Source organism: Rhizobium sp. 2YAF20, from assembly GCF_052114685.1.
Taxonomy (GTDB): Bacteria; Pseudomonadota; Alphaproteobacteria; order Rhizobiales; family Rhizobiaceae; genus Rhizobium.
In genome coordinates, this window is record NZ_JBFRFF010000018.1 from 70887 (window position 1) to 90548 (window position 19662).

Genomic DNA, 19662 nt, shown 5'->3' on the forward strand with positions numbered 1-19662 from the left:
ACCAAGTTTCGCCGCGCGATATAGTACTGCCACCAACATGTGACGGGAGCACATCATGAAAACCAACAACATTTTGAAATTGAGAGCCGATCGGGTCTGGCTAACCGAGGACGCCTGCGATCTCAACGATTTCCGCGCGCTCGCTGAGAAGACCACCGCGCTGTCAGACTATCCCCATGCCAGCGCCGTCGAGAAAAACGTGTTGATCTACGACAGCCGCAAGGTACTGGCCGCTGCCTCGACGACAGAGGGCCGGCGCGCTGTTCTCGCCGAAATCTGCGAGGCTTTCGGCGATGGCCCCGGCGTCGTCGTCTTCAAGCATGCCTACGAGGACACGGGCGTGATCGACCAGGCGAGCGAAATATTCGGCGAGATCATCGAGGCGCAGCACAGGACATCGTCGGGCGGCGGCGACCATTTCGCCAAGCCCGGCGCCAACGACCGCATCTGGAACTCGCTGGAGAAGCACTGCCTTGCCGATGCGAAGAATTTCGCTGCCTATTACGGCAATGCCATCATTGCGCTTGCAAGCCAAGCCTGGCTCGGGCCGAGCTACCAGATGACCGCGCAGGTCAACCGCGTCAATCCGGGCGGGGCGGCGCAATCGGCCCATCGCGACTATCACCTCGGCTTCCAGTCTTCCTCGGTTATCGAGCAATTTCCGGCCCACGTCCACAAGCTCTCGCCGGTTTTGACGTTGCAAGGCGCAATCGCCCATTGCGACATGCCGCTCGAAAGCGGACCGACGCTGTTCCTGCCGCACAGCCAGACCTATGTGCCGGGTTATCTGGCGCTGAAGCGGCCGGAATTCAGGGAATATTTCGATCGCAATCATGTGCAGTTGCCGCTTGAAAAAGGCGATGCCGTCTTCTTCAACCCGGCCCTTTTCCACGCCGCGGGAACCAACCGCTCGGCGGATATCAAGCGCCTTGCAAATCTGTTGCAGGTCTCCTCGGCCTTCGGCCGCGCCATGGAGACGGTCAACCGCCAACGCATGAGCGCTGCCCTTTTCCCGGCGCTGAAGGCGCTCAAGGCTTTGGCGAAATTGACCGACACTGAAATCGCCAACGCCATCGCCTGCTGCGCCGAAGGTTATTCTTTCCCCACGAACCTCGACCGCGACCCACCCGTCGGCGGTCTGGCACCGAAGACGCAGGCGCAGTTGATGCATGAAGCACTGCGCGAAAACTGGAGCGACGAGGCGTTTGCCGAGACCCTGGCGGTCCAGGCGGAGAAGAAGTTGAGCTGAACCTGGAATGCGGGGGATTCATTAAAATATCAAAAGCGGAGGAAATTCATGTCCACTGACCACGGCCGTCTCGACGGCAAGATTGCCATTGTCACCGGCGGCACCCAGGGGCTCGGCGCCACCATCGCCAGGCTCTTTGCCGAACGCGGCGCCAAGGGCGTCGTCATCTGTGGGCGCAACGAAGCCAAGGGCCGCGCCAAGGCGCAGGAAATCGAGACGGCGACCGGCGCCAAGGTGGTTTACGTCAAGGCAGATCTTGGGAATGTCGAGGATGCGCGAAACGTCGTTGCAGCTTGCGACCAGACGTTCGGGCGCGTCGACGCATTGGTGAACGCCGCAGCCATCACCGATCGCGGCACCATCCTCGATACCAGTCCCGAGCTTTTCGACGCCATGTTCGCAGTCAACGTCCGCGCGCCGTTCTTCCTGATGCAGGAGGCTGTGAAGGTGATGCGGCGCGAGAAGATTGAAGGCACGATCGTCAATATCGGCTCGATGTCGGCCAAGGCCGGGCAGCCCTTCATCGCCGCCTATTGTGCCTCCAAGGGGGCACTGGAAACGCTCACCAAGAACACGGCATATGCGCTGTTGCGCAATCGCATCCGCGTCAACGGCCTCAATATCGGCTGGATGGCATCCGAAGGGGAAGACCGTATCCAGCGCGAATATCATGGTGCGCCGGCCGACTGGCTGGAGAAGGCAGCAGCAAGCCAGCCCTTCGGTCGGCTCGTCGATCCTGAGGAGGTGGCGCGTGCCTGCGCCTATCTCTCATCGGCGGAATCCGGACTAATGACCGGGTCGGTGATCTGCTTCGACCAGTCTGTCTGGGGCGCCTATGACGGTTCGCCGCATCCGCTCGCGCCACTTTGACAGAGATGTGACAAAACTGGAAAACGGCTGAAAAAGCTTGTTACCTAACTGACATCGGACGCTTCTATACAGGCCGGCAGAAGCGCCTGACTTGTAGCAAGGCCGTCGTCGTCACGGCGCTTCCATCCCGAATTTCGGAGAGGCGCCGTGAAGATCATCCAGATCACCGATACCCATTTCAGCCCCGGCAAGCCACATTTCAACGGCAATTGGGAGCCGCTCGCCCGCTTTATCGAGGAAAGCGGCGCCGATCTCGTCATTCATACCGGCGACCTGACGGTCGATGGCGCCGACAAGGACGAGGACATCTCCTTCTCGATGGATCTGATGCGCCAGATCTCAGTGCCGATGCTGCTCGTCCCCGGCAACCACGATGTCGGCGACCTGCCGGGAACCAGCCAGCCGGTCAACGCCACTCGCCTTGATCGATGGCGTCGCCTCGTCGGCCCCGATTACTGGGCGGAAGACCTCGACAATTGGCGGCTGATCGGCATTGACGGCCTGCTGCTAGGCACCGAAAGCGTCGAGGAAGAAGACCAATTCGAATGGCTGCAGGGGATGCTTGAAGGGCGCGGCGACCTTCGGGTGGCGATCTTTTCTCACAAACCGCTCTTCGTCGACGATCCGGCCGAAGGCGACACCGGCTATTGGAGCGTTCGCCCCGCCCCCCGCCGCAGGCTCTACGATCTGATCGCCGCCCATGACGTTGCGCTCTTTGCAAGCGGCCACCTGCACTGGGCCTGGAAGGGCCACTTCGACCAGACATCGGTCGTCTGGGGCCCTTCGGCAGCCTTCATTATCGACACGATGGAACGTGAAATGCCCGGCGAGCGCCTGATCGGCGCCGTGGTGCATGAATTCGGCGAGGACGTTACCAGCCAGATCGTCGCAGTGCCCGGCATGACCGCCCATGTGCTCGACGACGTCGTCGCCGAGGTCTACCCGCATGTTGCCCACAAGGTGCAGCGGGAGAGAACCCAATGACCGCGCTCTCGCTACGCGGCATCACCAAATCCTTCGCCGAGCACGCCATCCTTAAGGGCGTCAGCCTCGATGTCGAGCCTGGCGAATTCATCGCGCTGGTCGGCCCGTCGGGTTGCGGCAAGAGCACACTGCTGCGGATACTTGCCGGTCTCGACCATGCCGATAGCGGCGAGATCCTCATCGGTGTCCAGGAAATGTCGAACATTGCGCCGGCCGACCGCAACATCGCCATGGTCTTCCAGTCCTACGCGCTTTATCCGCATCTGACGGCCGGCCAGAACATTGCCGTGCCACTTGCCATGCGGCGCCTGTCGCGCATGCAGCGGCTGCCTTTCGTCGGCACCCTCGCCCCCGGCCAGCGCAACACGCGCAAGGCTATTCTTCGCGACGTCGAGGAGATGGCGAAATCGCTGAAGATCGACCATCTGCTTGACCGCAAGCCCGGCCAGATGTCCGGCGGCCAGCGCCAGCGCGTGGCGCTCGCCCGCGCCATGGTGCGCCAGCCGAGCGTCTTCCTGATGGATGAGCCGCTCTCCAATCTCGATGCCAATCTACGCGTCCACGCCCGTGGCGAAATCGTCGAACTGCACCGGCGCGCCGGCGTGCCGACTATCTATGTGACGCACGATCAGGCCGAGGCGCTATCCATGGCGGACCGCGTCGCGGTGATGATCGGCGGCAATCTGCTGCAGCTGACAACGCCGCAGGCGATCTATGACGATCCGGCACATATCGAGGTCGCCCGCTTCATCGGCCAGCCTCGCATCAATATCGTGCCGGCACGCGCCGAAGGCGGCCTCGTCTCATTCGGAGGCATCCGGCTGGCACTTACGGATACGAGCATAGCCCGCACGTCGGTGACGCTCGGGATCCGCCCGGAATTCGTCTCGCTCACCGACAACAGGCAGGACGCACTTGCAGCCCAAGTGGAGCGCATCGAGTTTCTTGGCTCTGAGGTGATCCTTTATTGCAAGCTCGATGCGATCGGCGAGATCATGATCGCAAAGCTGACACCGACTGAGGCGGCAGGCGTCGGCGCCGGCATGCCGGTGGCGCTCACCTTGTCGCCTGAAAGGGCCATGGTCTTTGCCGAGGACGGCCGTCGCCTGCACGCAACGCCGGTTGCCGTCGATGCCGGAAGGGTCAAGGCGCATGGCTAGCCTTGCCTCCATGTCGATCCCGTTGAAGACGGAAGTTGCCCGCGAGCGAAGCGAAGCCCGCACGGCCTGGCTTCTCGCCTCTCCGGCAATCGTGCTCATCATTTTGTTCGTACTGCTGCCGATGGCTGCCGTCATCTTCCTCGGCTTCACCGATTTCCAGCTTGGCATCGGCAAGTTCCGTTTCGTCGGCTTCGAGAACTACGCGCATCTGTTGGGCGACCGCACGTTTAAGAAATCACTGTGGAATACGGCCGCCTATGCCGCGATCGTCGCACCGCTTTCGATCGTCCTCGGCCTCGCGGTTGCTTTGCTCATCGAAGGCGAAACGATCGGGCGCAGTTTCTTTCGCACGGCTTTCTTCCTGCCGGTCGCCTCGCTGATCGTTGCCATGGCGACCGTCTGGCAATATCTCTTCCATCCGACGATTGGTCCGATCAACGCCCTGCTTGCGCTTGTCGACATCCCCGGGCCGAACTGGCTGGGCGCATCGGGGACGGTGCTTTACAGCCTGTCGATCATCGGCGTCTGGCAGTCCGTCGGCTTCAACATGGTGCTGTTTCTGGCCGGCCTCACCGCAATTCCGCGCGAGCTCTATGCCGCTGCTAAGGTTGACGGCGCTAAATCCTCGTTCGACCGCTTTCTCCTGGTTACCTGGCCGATGCTCGGTCCGACGACCCTTTTCGTTACGACCATCAGCGTCATCAATGCGGTCAAGGTTTTCGACGCGGTCAAGACGCTCACCGAAGGCGGCCCGAACCATGCCTCGGAAGTCCTGCTTTTCACCATCTACCAGGAAGGCTTCGTCTACATGCGCGTCGGCTACGCATCTGCGATGACCGTGGTGTTCCTGGCGATCCTCGTCGTGCTGATGTTCCTGCAGTACCGCCTTCTCGACCGCCAGGTGCACTACACATGACGACCCAAGCTCTCAACTCAGGTCGGATCGTCCGCCTCTCGCTATTGTCGATCACGGCGCTCGTCTTCCTGGCGCCTTATATCTTCATGATCTCGACGGCGGGCAAGGCGCAGGACGAGATCTTCACCTCTGCGCTGTCGCTCATTCCCGTGCACTTCTACTACATCGCCAATTTCACCAAGGCGCTGACCCGCGTGCCTATGGGGACGCTGCTACTCAACGGCGTGCTGGTCTGCGGCTTGATCTTCTTCTTCCAGGTGCTGATCGCCATTCCCTGCGCCTACGCCATGGCCAAGCTCAAGTTCGCCGCCGCGCGGCTGATGATGGTGCTGGTCATGCTCGGCCTTCTGATCCCGATCCACGCAACGGCGCTGCCGCTCTATGTCGGCTTCAACGGATTGTCCCTTTTGAACAGCTACACGGCGCTGGTCGCACCTTTTTCGATCTCGGTCTTTGCGATCTTCATGTTCTTGCAGTTCTTCCGCGCCATGCCTGACGATCTCATTCATGCGGCCCGGCTTGACGGCATGTCTGAGCTCGGCATCGTCGCTCGCGTGATTGTTCCGAATGCATGGCCGGCTGTCACCGCCTTTGCCATTTTCTCGGTCGTGGCGCACTGGAACGATCTCTACTGGCCGCTCATCGTCATCAGCAAACAGGCCTACGCCACGCCGCCGCTCGGCCTGATGTATTTCCGCGCCGCTGAAGCAGGCGACGACTACGGCGCCCTGATGGCCGCCACCCTCACCATTACCCTTCCCCTCGTCGTGGCATTCCTGCTCGCGCAGAAGCGCTTCATCGAAGGCATCACCATGACCGGTCTAAAAGGCTGACCGGTTTCAACCCAGGAGAACGAGCGATGAAGCATATCACCCAGATTCTCACCGCCGCGGTCATTTCCATGGCAGTGTCGGTTCCAGCCTATGCCGAGACAACGCTGACGGTCCACTATCCGATGCCCGGCTTTTTCAAGAACGTCATGGACACGATCTCGAAGAAGTTCATGGAAGAGAACCCGGATATCAAGATCCAGTTCGCCAGCCCTTCGGCAACCTATGAGGAAGGGATCCAGACGATCCTGCGTCAGCTCGGCACCAATGAGATGCCCGACGTCACCTTCATCGGCCTCAATCGCCTTCGGATGATCGACGAGCGCAATGTCGCCATCGACCTCGGGCCGCTTGTCCAGAAGGACGGCCATATGGCGGCAGAGGGCTTCTCCGATACCATCCTGAAGCTTGCCCAGGTCAACGGCAAACAGATCGGCCTCGCATTCGCGACGTCCAATCCGATCATGTACTACAACGCCGACCTGGTGAAGGCTGCCGGCGGCGACCCGGAAAATCCGCCCAAGACCTGGGATGACGTCATCGCGCTCGGCGGCAAGATCAAGGCGCTCGGCAACGGCGTCGACGGCATTGATTTCCGCTGGCAGGGCGACGACTGGATGTTTTCCGCCCTCCTCTTCGGCGCAGGCGGCCACATGCTGAGCGCCGACGAGGGCAAGGTCGCCTTCAATGGCCCTGAAGGTCAAAAGGCCGTCGAACTCATCCAGCGCATGGTCAAGGAAGGCGGAATGCCGGTCTTCACCAAGCCCGCTGGCGAGCAGGCATTCGCGGCCGGCAAGGTCGGCTTCGAATTCCAGACCACCGGCGCGCTGGTCAACACCATCAAGAATGTCGGCACCAAATTCGACCTGCGCACCGCCAAGATCCCGTTGATCGATCCGGTCAACGGCAAGCTGCCGACCGGCGGCAACGCTGCGGTTATTCTGACGCACGACCAGGCCAAGCAGGACGCGGCCTGGAAGTTCGTCAAGTTCGCAGCCGGCCCCTATGGCGCCTCGGTTGTCGTTCCAGGCACAGGCTATGTTCCAAACAACGAACTTGCCGCCGCGTCTCCTGAATATCTCGGCGACTTCTACAAGAAGAACCCGCTGTTTAAGGCAGCCCTTAGCCAGATGCCGGTGATGATCCCGTGGTATGCCTTCCCAGGCGCCAACGGGGTTCGCGTGACGCAGACCATCGTCGACAACCTGTCGCGGATCGTCGACCAGTCGGCACAGCCGAAAGAAGCGCTCGACGACGCCGCATCCGACGTCACGAGCATGCTGCCGCGCAGCTAAGTCTAATCACGGCTTATAGGACGACGCCGCCTTCCCTGATCGGACGGCGGCGTTTTCATAGGCGGCAAATAGGATCACGCCAAAGCAGTGATGTCGCGCACCGTTCCGCCGCATCGTAACCGAAACGCCGTCGTTACATGTCGGGGTGCTGCTGCATTCTCGGCCATGTCGAGCAGCAGTGATGCGGCAACCCCGCCCATCGTCGCATCGGGAATTTCGACAGTTGTCAGCGGCGGGTCCATCATCCGCCCGATGGCAATGCCATCGAAGCCGGCGACGGAGACATCCTTGGGGATCGACAGCCCCATGCGTCGCAACGACCCCATCACCCCGATAGCAAGCAGATCGTTCGATGCGATGATTGCCGTCGGCTGGAAGGTCCACATGGCGTTGAGCTCGAGTTGGTCGTAGCTGTCGATGAAGGGAATCTGCAGCGCATCGAAGGGCTGAAGACCGGCTTCCTCCATTGCCCTAATATATCCATGATACCTGAGCCGTGCTCTGTCCGACGAACCGAAATGCCCTGATATGAATAGGATACGGCGGTGACCGGAAAGCAGCAGATGCTCCGTCAGTTCCTTGCCGGCAAGGAAATTGTTGGTCGCGACAGCGGCTGCAAACCGCACTGTCGGCATGTTGCCCAACAGCACCGTAGGTGGAAGTGCTGCCGAAAGAGCCAGGCTCTTTTCCGGATCGCAGACGGTGAGGATCAACCCCGTCGGCCGCTCCTGGAGAAGCGAGGCCACCGCATCGACCTCCTGCGCCGGATCGTAGTTAGACTGTGCGATCAGCACGCTGTGGCCGGCAAGAAGCATTCGGTTCTGGATGCCGGAGAGAGATGCCGCAAAAACAGGATTGGTGATGCTCGGAATAAGCACGCCGATGACGGGTCGCCGACGCGCCGTTGTCGGCAAACGGCCGCTGACACGGTAGCGCAGCTCGGCTGCCGCGCGCCTGACCCGGCGCACCATCTCGTCGCTGACCGGCCCATTGCTATTGAGCACCCGGCTTGCCGTCGCAATCGAGCAACCGGCGCGGTGGGCGACTTGCTCCAGGGTCGACATCCTAACCGCCGCCTCCGATCTCTGTCTGCTGCAATGCTAACCATGGGTGCAATGTAAGCGGCGTTTAGCGGACACGCATGACAGTCATGTGAACAGGTCGCAAACGGAATGGCGCACCTCAGCCCGGATAATCCCGTTGAGCATTGCGGCGGATCGTCTGCGGCGGCTGTCCGAAGGCCCTGAGAAAGGCGCGGCGCATGCGTTCGCGGTCGGCAAATCCGGTCTCCTCGGCCACCACATCGATCGGATGCCGACCCTGCTCCATCATCAGGCGGGCTGCCTCGACCCTCAGATTTTCCACCGCCTTGGCCGGTGACTGGCCGGTTTCGGCGCGAAAGGCACGGCTGAACTGCCGGGGGCTCAGATGCGCCGCATCGGCCAGCTGCTCGACGGAGAGTGCCGTGCGCAGATTGTTCCTGGCATAGACAAGTGCGCTCTGGATCCGGTCGGTCTTGGCATCCATCTCCAATAGGACGGAAAACTGCGATTGGCCGCCGGCGCGGCGATGATGAACCACAAGCTTTTTCGCAACCGAGCGGGCAAGGTCGGCACCGAGATCCTTTTCGACCATTGCCAGGGCAAGATCGATACCGGCCGTCATGCCCGCCGAGGTCCAGACCGAGCCGTCGATGATGAAGATGCGATCCTCCTCCATCCTGACGGCGGGAAAACGCTCCTGCAAATCGCGGGCATAGGCCCAGTGCGTCGTTGCCCGTCTTCCATCAAGGATACCGGCCTCGGCCAGCACGTAAGCCCCGGTGCAGATCGACGCCACGCGTCTTGATTGCGTAAGCGCAAGTGTTACGAAATCCTTGACCCCGCGGCTCGCCCTGACCATCCCGTTCCCGCCGCCAATGATCAACGTATCGAAGCGGGCATCGCTGAAAGCCTTGGTGTCCACCGCCATGCCAAGCGAAGTCGGGATCGGTCCACCCGTTTCCGAGATGTAGGAGATCTCATAGATCGGCTCCGGCAATTCAAGATTGGCGAACTCGAATACTGTCGCAGCGGCAAGCCCCATGAATTGAAAGTCGGGATAAATCAGGAAGGCAATCTGTTGCATCACTCGATCTCATGCTTGTCCTAAAAGGTGGTATATATGACATTTGAGACATTCGCAAGATAGCCTACAACTCCTCTCAAGCAAGCGGCATCGGCCGCCGCTCTGAGCAAAGGAGAAAAACAATGACCACTGAACACAAGGGCACGGCACTCGTCACCGGAGCATCCTCCGGCATCGGCGCCATCTATGCGCAGCGCCTGGCCAAGCGCGGATACGACTTGATCCTCGTTGCGCGCAACGCCGAGCGATTGGGTGCACTTGCAACCCGCCTCACCCAGGAAACGGGGCGCACCATCGAAAGTATTGCCGCCGACCTCAACGACAAATCCGATCTTCACCGCATCGAATCCGTGTTGAAGACCGACGCCAGCATCACGTTGCTGGTCAACAACGCCGGCGTCGGCGGCACGGCGCCACTGCTTCAGGCAGATGTCGACAAGATGGAGGCGATGATCGACCTTAATATCACGGCGCTTACGCGCCTGACCTACGCCGTCGTGCCCGGTTTTGTTGCCCGCGGCGGCGGCTCGATCATCAATATCGCCTCGATTGTCGCGATTGCCCCTGAAGTCTTGAATGGTGTCTATGGTGGCAGCAAGGCCTTCGTTCTAGCCTTTAGCCAGTCGCTAAAGCATGAGCTTGCCGACAAGAACATCACCGTCCAGGCTGTCCTTCCAGGCGCCATCGCCACCGAGTTCTGGGAAATTGCTGGGATGCCGGTCGAGCACTTGCCGACAGAGATTGTCATGTCGACGGAGGACCTCGTCGATGCCGCACTCGCGGGTCTCGATCAGCGCGAACTGGTCACACTCCCCTCTCTTCAAGACATCTCGCAATGGTACGCCTATGAGGCAGCCCGCCAGGCGCTGATGCCCAATCTTTCGCGATCAAAACCAGCGCCCCGCTACAACATCGCCTGAGGCGCCACACCACCTGCGGGAAATTTGGTTGAATCTGCATAACAAATAGCTGGTCATTGTAGCATTCTCGCATAAACTGACAGCCATATGCAGGGGCATCAAGACCGGTGCGGGAAAGCGTTCGTCGTCGCAAAGGCTGTTTCGTGGCCCTGCGGCGACATTATTCTGGCTGTTGGACATTCAGCGAGGCAGGGGATGCATGGTGCGTGTTTTGAAGGCGGCACGGGGATGCGGCCGCCGGTTGTTGTCGGCGGCCTGACGCCGCTGCAATTGCGGCGCGTGCGCGACAGCATCGATGCCCGGCTCGACCAAGACATTACGCTTGCTCAACTCGCAGAAGATTGCGGTCTTTCTACCAGCCATTTTGCCCGCGCCTTTTCCCGCAGCACAGGCACGCCACCGCACCGCTGGCTGACGCAACGACGCATAGAACGGGCCAAGGCGCTGATGCATACGGAAGCTTCGCTTGCCGAGATCGCGCTCATGTGCGGCTTTTCCGACCAGAGCCATCTGACCCGTGTCTTTGCCCAGACCGTCGGCGTCACACCCGGTCGCTGGCGCGGAACACAACACGGGCCGGGCATGAACATGCGACAGCCGCCGCAGCGTGACGGCGATGCGCTCTGATATCAGGCAAATGTCTAAATATTGAAAAGCCGCCTTCTCGCGCAGAGAAGACGGCCGAATTTGACGACGGGCAACAGCCTATTTGCGCACACCGTCCAGAAGGTGCGGCAGGCCCTTGATGCCGTCATCGCTCAGTTCAGGCGGCAGAAGCGCATCGGGCAGATCCTGATAGGATACCGGCCTTAGGAAGCGTCGGATTGCCAGTGTTCCAACCGAGGTCGAGCGGCTGTCGGATGTTGCCGGGAACGGCCCGCCATGCACCATGGCATGGCTGACCTCGACGCCGGTTGGCCAGCCATTGGCAAGGATGCGGCCAACCTTGCGCTCGAGCACCGGCAGCAGCTTGCGAGCATCGGCATGGTCGCCGGGGTCGAGATGTAGCGTTGCCGTCAATTGCCCTTCGAGCTTCTCGGCGACCGTGACCATCTCGGCGACATCGCGGCAGCGCACCAGCAAGCTGCTCGCGCCGAAGACCTCGTTGGCAAGCCTCTCGTCGGCCAGAAAATGCACCGCGTCGGTCTCAAAGAAGATCGCCGGGCTGCGGTTGACGCCATCGGCGGCCTGCCCCTGCGCCACCGTCTTCACAGCCTCATTGCCGGCAAGGGCCGCAACGCCCTTGTCATAGGCCGTGTGAATGCCAGGGGTGAGCATCGGGGCGGGAGCACGTTCGGTAAGCGTGCCGCTGGCGCTTGCAACGAAGCGATCGAGATCCGCGCCATCGACGGCAAACATCAGGCCGGGATTGGTGCAGAACTGGCCAGCACCGAGCGTCAGCGAATCGACGAAGCTCTTGCCCAATGGTTCCGCCCGTGCCGCGAGCGCTGCCGGGAAGAGATAGACGGGATTGATGCTGCTCATCTCGGCATAAACCGGGATCGGCTCCGGCCTTGCCGCGGCAATCGCTGCAAGCGCCATGCCGCCGCCCCGCGACCCGGTAAAACCGACCGCCTTGATGGCCGGATTGCGCACCAGTGCCGCCCCGGTCTCGTTGGCGCCGGTGACGAGTGAGAAGACGCCTTCCGGCAGATTGCATGCGGCAACGGCAGCACGGATCGCCCGGCCGACAAGCTCGCCGGTTCCGGGATGAGCGAGATGCCCCTTGACGACGACAGGGCAGCCGGCGGCAAGTGCTGAGGCCGTATCACCGCCGGCAACCGAGAAGGCGAGCGGAAAATTGCTGGCGCCGAAGACGGCAACTGGCCCAAGCGGGATCTGGCGAAGACGAAGATCGGGCCGCGGCATCGGCTTGCGTTCCGGCAGCGCCGGATCGACGCGCAGGTCGAGCCATTCGCCGGAGCGAACCACCTGGGCAAACAAACGCAGCTGGCCGACGGTGCGGGCGCGCTCGCCTTCAAGGCGTGCGGCAGGCAATCCGGTCTCCTCGTTGCCGCGCGTAATCAGGACATCGCCGATATCCATGATGTTGGCAGCAATCGTCTCGAGAAACGCGGCGCGGACCTCAGGGCTCGTGGCCCGATAGGCATCGAAGGCTTGCGCTGCAAGCGCGCAGGCCCGGTCGACATCGGCCACGCTTGCAACCGCGAAGGCAGGCTCCAGATTGGCGCCGGTCGCCGGATTGATCGCATAAGCGGACCGATCGTCGCCGGCAGTGCCCGCGCCGATCAAGAGATCGCCACTAATCACAAAACTGTCTGTCATGGATATTCCTTGGATTTCGCTGTCGCGCGACGGCGCGCAGACGGCCGTCGCATAGCAAGTTCGGATGACAATTGTAAGATGATACTCATCATCTAAAATTCAAGCCGACGAAACGTCGCGGCTTTGCGCCGACTTGGGCGCTACCGGACTGACGTCACTGATGCTGGAGGACGCTCAAGCCGCCGTCGATGGTCAGGCTGGTTGCGTTCATGAACGGGCATTCGTCGGAAATCATGAATACGGCCGCAAGCGCGATCTCCTGCGCCGTGGCGATACGCCCACCCGGGTGGAGCTTCATCGTTGCCGCTTTCGCAGCTTCATGATCGGGGAAACTGTTCCAGTACTCGATAGACTTTTGCGTCGCGACATAGCCCGGCGCCAATGCGTTGACGCGAACCCCCCTGCCCGCATATTCGATACCAAGCGACTTGGTCATGCCGAGCAGCGCATGCTTTGCAAGCGGATAGGGGAAGGTGTGTGGGATGATCGTGAAAGCGTGTGTCGAGGCGATATTGAGGATTGCCCCGCCGCCCTGCTCGATGATGCCGGGCAGCACCGCCCTGCAGCAATTCCATGCGCCCTTGAGATTGACGTCGAAGCAGCGCTGCCATTCGGCGTCGGTCATCGCCAGCGGTTCGGAAAAGACGTTGATGCCGGCATTGTTGATGAGTGCGTTGAGCGCGCCGATATCGGCTGCAGCCTGCGAAACGACAGCCTCGATTGCCGCTGCATCGGTGATATCGGCCCTGGCGAAGCCGAGCGAAACACCTTGCGCCCTCAGCATCTCCGCTTCGGCTGCCAGACGTGCTCCATCCATGTCGATGAGGAAAAGGCTAGCGCCCTCGCCAGCGCAGGCCTTTGCGATGGCAAGGCCGATGCCTTGCGCTGCGCCAGTGATGAGGATGCGTTTGCCTGCAAGTCTGTTTGTCACGATGGGATTCTTTCATGAAAACGATAGTTCAAATAGTCAGTCCCGCGCGATCGTCTCCGGCCTGAGCCTAATGCTGCCGGCAAGCCCCTCGCCGGGGGCAAGCACGACGAGATCGCCAAGTCCCTGCAGGTTGTGTCCGTTTGCCAGATGCGACATGGGTTCGAAACAAAAGTAATCGCGCTGAAACGCCGGGTCAAAGCGGATATCGGAGACGAAGACGAACGCATGCTGGAACAGCGGATCGGCGGTCAGCCGCAGGCGCGTGCCGCGTTCCGGCCAGCTGATCTCGGCCTGGCCTGTCCAGCCTTCGAAGCCGTTGTTGGCCCAGCGATGCGGCAGCGGCCGGGCGTTCGAAAAATTAAGATCATCGGGGATTTCTGTCGCTTCCCCGGGCAGCCAGCCCGCCGTCTCCGTCCACATCCGGGCAGCGGGCGCCTTGAGCACGGTCTGCGGGGTTATGGGGAAATAGGGATGCCAACCGAGACCGAACGGAAGCGCTTCCGCCCCGCTGTTCGTCACCGACATCCACAGTTCCAACGCGCCATCGGCAATCGTGAAACGCTGCAGCACCTCGTAGTGATAGGGAGTACCTTTTCCCATATGCGAAAAGGCCAGTTCGACCTCGCTATCGCCTTGCTCGACGACTGTCCACTCTGCCTGCCAGCCGTCGCCATGCAGATAGTGCGGGTCCCAGGCCGTGTTGGGCTCAAGCGTATAGTTGCGGCCACCGAAGGAGAAGCTATTGTCCCGCACCCGGTTGCCAAACGGCACCATGGGGTAGCATCCAGCCGAAAGCGCGTCGGCATCATCGCAAAGAGCGCCGCGCAGAAGCGGCACGCGGCCGCCGTCCCTCTCCCAGGAGAGGCTGAGAATAGTTCCTCCTCGCGTGGAAATGCGCGCCTCAACTGGACCGTTTCTCAGTTCGACAATCGTCATCAATAGGCCTTCCCAGCCTCTACCTCGAACAGCAACCGCTCCTCTGTAATGTATTTCATCGTATTTATAAATTGAAAGATATTATTTATCGGTCAATATGACAAAGAAGGTTGAGCAGGCAAGCCTGCAAGGACCACAAGGGGAAGCAAAATGAGCAACGGTGAAATGGGCGGTAGGATCGGAGCCGGTACGCCGGGCTTGCTGGCCGGCGGAAAGCGCGGTGTTCGCGAAGTCCTGTTGGTGCAATTCATCGACAAGATCGTCTCGGGCGCGATGGCGGAGGGGGCGACGCTGCCGAATGAGGGAGAACTGACCGAACAGTTCGGCGTCAGCCGCACCAGCCTTCGCGAAGCCATGCAATATATGTCCGCCCTAGGTTTGATCCGCTCCCGGACGCGCGCCGGCACGACCGTCCTGCCGAGGGAGAACTGGAACTATCTCGACCCACTGGTTCTCGACGCCACACTGCGGCTCAGCAACGACGACCGCTTCTACACCTCGCTTGTCGATGCGCGCCAGCTTTTGGAGCCTGCGGCCGCCTGCGAAGCAGCCGCCCAGGCAACGGCCCACCAGCTCTTCCGTATCTCCAAGGCGTTTGAGGACATGGTCGATGCCAATTCGCGCGACACCGAAGCCTGGAGCGTCGCCGACCTCGAGTTTCACACCGCGATCATCAATGCCAGCGGCAACTGGGTCTATCGCCAGTTTGCAACCGCGATCCGGGCAGCGCTGCTGGCAAGCTTCCGGCTGACCAACCGGGCGAGCCAGTCGCACGAGCATGCAATCGCCATGCACCAAGCGGTGCTGGAAGCAATCCGCATGCGCCAACCGGATGCTGCACGGCAAGCGATGGAACGGCTGATCGGCGTCGCACGCAGCGAGATCACCGATGCTCTGAAGAAGGCGAGAGCCTGAGGCGCAACGGGACGCGCCCAGGTATGGAACTGCGCCGCCGTTCATGCCACTGTGCTGGCGCAGCACAATCTAATAGAACAAGTGCCGCATCCCAGATCGCATCAATACGGCCGCCCTATGTCATTTGAAATCATCAGCAATCCGATCGTCCAATTCTGCATGGTGATCCTGGTCGGTATGGTGGTTACCCGCGTCGTGCTTCGCCGCCACCGCACCTGGCGGCTGGTGGCGCATATCGCCTTCTTCATGCTGATGACCGCGGTATTGCTCTATCACGACATCGTCCCCTATGCGCCGGCGGCGGCGGAAAGTTCGGTCGCGCTGCGCATCTTCATCGCCGTTGCCAAGGTGGTCTGGTGGGTCAACGGCGCCTGGATACTGGTCGGCTTCGTCCGTATCTTCCTGATCTTCGAGCGCAAGCCGCGTGAAGGCCGGCTGCTGCAGGATCTGGTCGTCGGCGTCATCTACCTCGGTGCGGCATTGTCGGTCGTCTCCTACGTCTTCGGCGTCCCGATCGGGACGCTGATTGCAACCTCTGGGGTCTTTGCCATCATCCTCGGCCTGGCGCTGCAGAGCACGCTCAACGACGTCTTTTCCGGTATCGCCCTCAATCTTGGTAGACCTTATTCGGTCGGGGACTGGGTTGTTCTGGACGACGATTTGCAGGGCCGCGTCGTCGAGACCAACTGGAGGGCGACGCATCTTCTCAACGGCACCAACGACCTGGTGATCATTCCAAACAGCGCGCTTGCCAAGGCTAAGCTGACCAATCTCAGCAGTCCCGACGAGACCCACGGCGTCTCGATAACGATCCGCCTCGAACCGACGGCAGTGCCGCGGGTGATTGCCGACGTCATGCATAATGTGCTGCTCAGCGCCAATTCGATCCTCAAGGTTCCCGAACCCTCGGTGACGATCGACAGCCTCGACGGGCAGGCTTTACAGATCGGGCTATGGTGCCGGGTCAAGGACATCTCGATGATCACCCCGGCAAAGAACGAGATCTTCGATCTCATCTATCGCCATGCAAAATCGTCGGGCCTCAAGCTAGCCACTCCGGTGGGCTCGATGATGCCCATCCCCTTCGTCGAACCGGACGGCGAAAGTGCGGCGCGCCACAACGGCACGCCGTGGCGCCTGTTGAACAACATTCCGCTTTTCGCACCCTTGACCGAAGACGAGAAGGAAGTGCTGGCAAGCCACATGTCGCGGCGCACTTATCACAAGGACGCGATCATCGCCGAGCAGGATTCGATGCTGAAGTCGTTGATGATCATGCGAACGGGCGTCGTCAGCATCAGCCGCAGGGAAGGCGCGCGCACCATCGAGCTGACCCGCCTTGCGCCTGGGGACTATTTCGGCGAGGGCGGTGTCCTGATGGGTGCCGGCGAGGTCGGCACCATCCGCGCCCTGACCTATGTCGTGATCTACGAGATCGGACATGACTGCCTTGCGCCGCTCTTGCGCGACCGGCCGTCGATTGCCGAGGAGCTAGGCGAGATCATGTCCAAGCGGATGGAAGCCGAGCGGCATCTGTTCGGCGCCGCCGACCTCATGGCAGGCGCAGACCGCGCCGGCTCTTTGACATCGCGAATCCGCCATCTGTTCCAGCTGCAACACGGCTGAGCTTTCGCGCCATTCACTCCGACCGCAAGGGTGCTGCGAAAAACGCCTTCGCATCGGCTGTAAACTGGGCCCGCGAAGGCGGCCTTGTGTAGAACATATGTCCGCCGTGATAGAGTTTGAGGCCGACGCGGCCGGATGCCTCGGGCGGCAGGTGCTCGATGAGGTATTTGTTGATGCCGTAGGGAATGACGAGATCGCTGTAGCCCTGCGCGATCAGCAGGTGGAACGACGGAACCAGCGACAGCATCTGCCTGATGTCATCGGTGCCGCTCGCCTCATAGCGCGAGCCGCCACCACCGCGCCCACCACTCCAGTCCCAATGCCCGTTCACCGTTTCGGACAGGAGCGTATAGGTCATGTCGGTATGAAACCCGAGCTCATCGCGGGCGTAGCTTGAAAAGGCACCGCCATAGGCGCGCGTAAAGCCATCGAGGATCGGATCGTCGCCCCTGTCAGCGTGGGATTCCGGGTAGGGATCAGGTACGACGAGGGATGCGTCGTAGGAACTGACGACCTTAGAACCGTCATCAACGGAATGCTTGACGTAGACGTCCTGCAGGAAGCCGTTGCTGCGGGCAACGACATCGATAGGCACTCCGGTTAACGCTGCCACACGCGCATAAAATGCCCGTCCCGCCTCGCCCGACGGCGGTCGGCCGGCAAGCGTCGTCAGATAGTCGCCGGTTGCGAACTTCTCAGCGTCGCCCAAGGCAGCCTCGCTAAAGGCATTGCGGCGCTCGAGTGCGGCTGCGGCAAGCGAAGGCAATTGTAGTGCAGCACTCAATGCAGAACCGTCGCCCCCATAGACAAGCCGGCCCTCGATCAGCGGCGACACCATAACGATGCCGGAAACGAGAATGCCCTGCTGCTGGCGCAGTGCCGATGCGACCTTGGCCGACCTCAGGCCGCCATAGCTTTCGCCAAGCAGATATTTCGGTGACGAGTCTCGGCCGTTATGAGTGACATAGAGCGCGATAACCTTGGCAAGGCTTTCGGCATCGGCACGCACGCCATAGAAATCGGAAGCATCGTCGGGCTTGACCGTCCGGCTCCATCCCGTGCCGATCGGATCGATCAGCACGAGATCGGTGAACTGCAGCCAGCTGTCCGGATTGTCGATCAGCTTCGCCTTTGCGCCGTCGCGGCCGGTTGGCCCGAAGTCGAGCACCCGAGGGCCGACAAGGCCGAGGTTTAGATAGGCGGACGACGCGCCCGGACCGCCATTGAAGACGAAAGTGACCGGCCGGTCGCCAGCACCGTTCTTTGCAACATAGGCCGTATAGAACACCTCACCGGTGCGGTTGCCGTCCTGTCCGAAGAGATTGAGCGTGCCTGCGGTCGCCTTGTAGGCGATGGCCTCGCCACCGGCATCGAGCACGTGGTCGGTCACGGCATCCGCGGGCAAAAGCCCAAGGACGCTGCCCCCGCCCGATCCGCCGGAGGGCTGCTGCTGGGCAAGCGCCTGCGTTGAAAAGAGCGAAAGGCTGATTAGCAAGGCAACAGTCAGATTACGGACAGACAAAAGCTCATCCTCTTTGCGCCCACGCAGCAGGCATTTGCCGATACTACCTGATCGCGCCACCGAAAAAATTCAACAGATCTTGATCTGTTGGACTGCCGACCTTAGGAGCGTCAGGGCCGCCTGTTCCTCGTCTGGCACACCACCCCTTTAGCTCTTGCGCGTGGCCTCGAACAGGAACCAGGCACGCCGTTCGGCCATGTCGGTCCATTGGTCGACGATGCCACTGGTCGCATTGTCCTTGGCATCGTCCGCCAGCGCCTTCACATTACGAAAGGCCTCGACGAGATGCAGGTTGTCCTCGCGCAGTTCCTTCAACATTTTTTCCGGCGGCACGAATTCCGCGTCATTGTCACGAATGGACTGGCGGCGAGTGATGTCGCCGACGGACCGCAACGTCGTGCTTCCAATCTTGCGCACGCGCTCGGCGATATCGTCGGTCGTTCCCAGAATCTGCGCCGCCTGATCATCGAGCATCAAGTGGTAGTCGCGAAAATGCGGGCCGGAGACGTGCCAGTGAAAGTTCTTCGTCTTCAAGAACAGCGCAAAGCTGTCGGCGAGCACGCCGTTCAGCGCATCGACCACCTTCGAGCGATCGTTGCGGCGCAAGTCGGTTGGCGTCGCGAGTTCAGGGGCTGGCGAATTATCCTTGGGCATAATCTTTCCTTCTTCATCTTTTGGTTCTTGCGATTGCGCGAACGCATCCCACGTTTTCGATCGCTCGACCTATGATCTTGGGCGCGCCGTCAATAAGTCCAGCCTTTATTGAGATATGGAAGCGCAGTGACTATGCGGGCCAGGCGCGCTCGTCGCTTGCCGCTTTAAGACTGCCTCATCGCCATCACCCAATGTCGGCTACGAAACGCTGCTCTACGACGTCATGACCAACGACGCGACGCTCTTCATGCGTGCCGACATGGTCGAGCAGGCCTGGCGCGTGGTGCAGCCGGTGCTTGATGCCTGGGCGGCTGAAAAGCCGGACTTTCCAAACTATGCCTCCGGCGCCGTCGGCCCAAAGCACCGGACGACCTTCTGGCGCGAGGCGGCCAAACCTGGCGACCATTGACGCCTTACGTCTCCAAAGCCTGAGACGGCCGG

General features: G+C 61.1%; 19 protein-coding genes. 12 read left to right on the forward strand and 7 right to left on the reverse strand.

From position 1 onward, the window contains the following. Nucleotides 1-55 precede the first annotated feature (55 nt). The 7 genes from AB4Z52_RS20085 (at nt 56) to AB4Z52_RS20115 (ending at nt 7304) form a co-directional block, all read left to right on the forward strand. On the forward strand, nt 56-1249 hold the full coding sequence (locus AB4Z52_RS20085; RefSeq protein WP_442219679.1) for a phytanoyl-CoA dioxygenase family protein: 1194 nt from the start codon (nt 56-58) through the stop codon (nt 1247-1249). Nucleotides 1250-1297: 48 nt separating this feature from the next. Further along, nucleotides 1298-2119 carry an SDR family oxidoreductase gene (locus AB4Z52_RS20090; RefSeq protein WP_442219680.1) on the forward strand — a complete coding sequence of 274 codons (822 nt, stop codon included), beginning with the start codon at nt 1298-1300 and terminating at the stop codon, nt 2117-2119. A gap of 147 nt (nt 2120-2266) precedes the next feature. Then, a complete protein-coding gene (locus AB4Z52_RS20095; RefSeq protein ID WP_442219681.1) occupies nt 2267-3103 on the forward strand; it encodes a metallophosphoesterase family protein in 837 nt (278 codons plus the stop codon). Then, entirely contained in the window at nt 3100-4263 is a 1164-nt protein-coding gene (locus AB4Z52_RS20100; RefSeq protein ID WP_442219682.1) for an ABC transporter ATP-binding protein, read from the forward strand. Before AB4Z52_RS20095 ends, AB4Z52_RS20100 begins: the two co-directional genes overlap by 4 nt. Next, entirely contained in the window at nt 4256-5179 is a 924-nt protein-coding gene (locus tag AB4Z52_RS20105; protein ID WP_442219683.1) for a carbohydrate ABC transporter permease, read from the forward strand. Before AB4Z52_RS20100 ends, AB4Z52_RS20105 begins: the two co-directional genes overlap by 8 nt. Continuing rightward, nucleotides 5176-6012, forward strand: a complete 837-nt coding sequence (locus tag AB4Z52_RS20110; protein WP_442219684.1) for a carbohydrate ABC transporter permease — start codon at nt 5176-5178, stop codon at nt 6010-6012. Before AB4Z52_RS20105 ends, AB4Z52_RS20110 begins: the two co-directional genes overlap by 4 nt. Before the next feature lie 26 nt (nt 6013-6038). Further along, nucleotides 6039-7304 carry an ABC transporter substrate-binding protein gene (locus AB4Z52_RS20115; protein ID WP_442219685.1) on the forward strand — a complete coding sequence of 422 codons (1266 nt, stop codon included), beginning with the start codon at nt 6039-6041 and terminating at the stop codon, nt 7302-7304. A gap of 74 nt (nt 7305-7378) precedes the next feature. On the opposite strand, the gene AB4Z52_RS20120 is transcribed toward AB4Z52_RS20115, so the two are convergent. Both AB4Z52_RS20120 and AB4Z52_RS20125 read right to left on the reverse strand, forming a co-directional pair. Then, nucleotides 7379-8368: a substrate-binding domain-containing protein gene (locus tag AB4Z52_RS20120; RefSeq protein ID WP_442219686.1), complete on the reverse strand. Its 990-nt coding sequence runs from the start codon at nt 8366-8368 to the stop codon at nt 7379-7381. Between the two features lie 118 nt (nt 8369-8486). Continuing rightward, entirely contained in the window at nt 8487-9431 is a 945-nt protein-coding gene (locus tag AB4Z52_RS20125) for a GlxA family transcriptional regulator (RefSeq protein ID WP_442219687.1), read from the reverse strand. Nucleotides 9432-9553: 122 nt separating this feature from the next. On the opposite strand from AB4Z52_RS20125, the gene AB4Z52_RS20130 reads away from it, so the two are divergent. Then, entirely contained in the window at nt 9554-10351 is a 798-nt protein-coding gene (locus tag AB4Z52_RS20130; protein WP_442219688.1) for an SDR family NAD(P)-dependent oxidoreductase, read from the forward strand. A 228-nt stretch (nt 10352-10579) separates the two neighbouring features. Next, nucleotides 10580-10978, forward strand: coding sequence for a helix-turn-helix transcriptional regulator (locus AB4Z52_RS20135; protein WP_442219689.1), 399 nt, complete (start codon nt 10580-10582; stop codon nt 10976-10978). A 78-nt stretch (nt 10979-11056) separates the two neighbouring features. Here AB4Z52_RS20135 and AB4Z52_RS20140 read toward each other — a convergent pair whose 3' ends face one another. From AB4Z52_RS20140 to AB4Z52_RS20150, 3 genes are all read right to left on the reverse strand, one after another. Then, nucleotides 11057-12637, reverse strand: coding sequence for an aldehyde dehydrogenase (NADP(+)) (locus tag AB4Z52_RS20140; RefSeq protein ID WP_442219690.1), 1581 nt, complete (start codon nt 12635-12637; stop codon nt 11057-11059). Between the two features lie 154 nt (nt 12638-12791). Continuing rightward, entirely contained in the window at nt 12792-13568 is a 777-nt protein-coding gene (locus AB4Z52_RS20145) for an SDR family oxidoreductase (protein ID WP_442219691.1), read from the reverse strand. Between the two features lie 36 nt (nt 13569-13604). After that, nucleotides 13605-14504: an aldose 1-epimerase gene (locus AB4Z52_RS20150; RefSeq protein ID WP_442219692.1), complete on the reverse strand. Its 900-nt coding sequence runs from the start codon at nt 14502-14504 to the stop codon at nt 13605-13607. A 150-nt stretch (nt 14505-14654) separates the two neighbouring features. Here AB4Z52_RS20150 and AB4Z52_RS20155 point away from each other — a divergent pair, with 150 nt between their 5' ends. Both AB4Z52_RS20155 and AB4Z52_RS20160 read left to right on the forward strand, forming a co-directional pair. Next, nucleotides 14655-15419 carry a FadR/GntR family transcriptional regulator gene (locus tag AB4Z52_RS20155; RefSeq protein WP_442219693.1) on the forward strand — a complete coding sequence of 255 codons (765 nt, stop codon included), beginning with the start codon at nt 14655-14657 and terminating at the stop codon, nt 15417-15419. A 117-nt stretch (nt 15420-15536) separates the two neighbouring features. After that, a complete protein-coding gene (locus AB4Z52_RS20160; RefSeq protein ID WP_442219694.1) occupies nt 15537-17045 on the forward strand; it encodes a mechanosensitive ion channel family protein in 1509 nt (502 codons plus the stop codon). Nucleotides 17046-17058: 13 nt separating this feature from the next. On the opposite strand, the gene AB4Z52_RS20165 is transcribed toward AB4Z52_RS20160, so the two are convergent. Together AB4Z52_RS20165 and AB4Z52_RS20170 are read right to left on the reverse strand one after the other, a co-directional pair. After that, nucleotides 17059-18567, reverse strand: coding sequence for a S10 family peptidase (locus AB4Z52_RS20165; RefSeq protein WP_442219695.1), 1509 nt, complete (start codon nt 18565-18567; stop codon nt 17059-17061). A 147-nt stretch (nt 18568-18714) separates the two neighbouring features. Beyond that, the gene (locus AB4Z52_RS20170) at nt 18715-19221 is read right to left on the reverse strand and encodes a Dps family protein (protein ID WP_442219696.1); all 507 of its coding nucleotides are present in this window, start codon (nt 19219-19221) and stop codon (nt 18715-18717) included. Nucleotides 19222-19444: 223 nt separating this feature from the next. Here AB4Z52_RS20170 and AB4Z52_RS20175 point away from each other — a divergent pair, with 223 nt between their 5' ends. Next, nucleotides 19445-19630, forward strand: a complete 186-nt coding sequence (locus AB4Z52_RS20175) for a hypothetical protein (protein ID WP_442219697.1) — start codon at nt 19445-19447, stop codon at nt 19628-19630. Nucleotides 19631-19662: the final 32 nt, after the last annotated feature.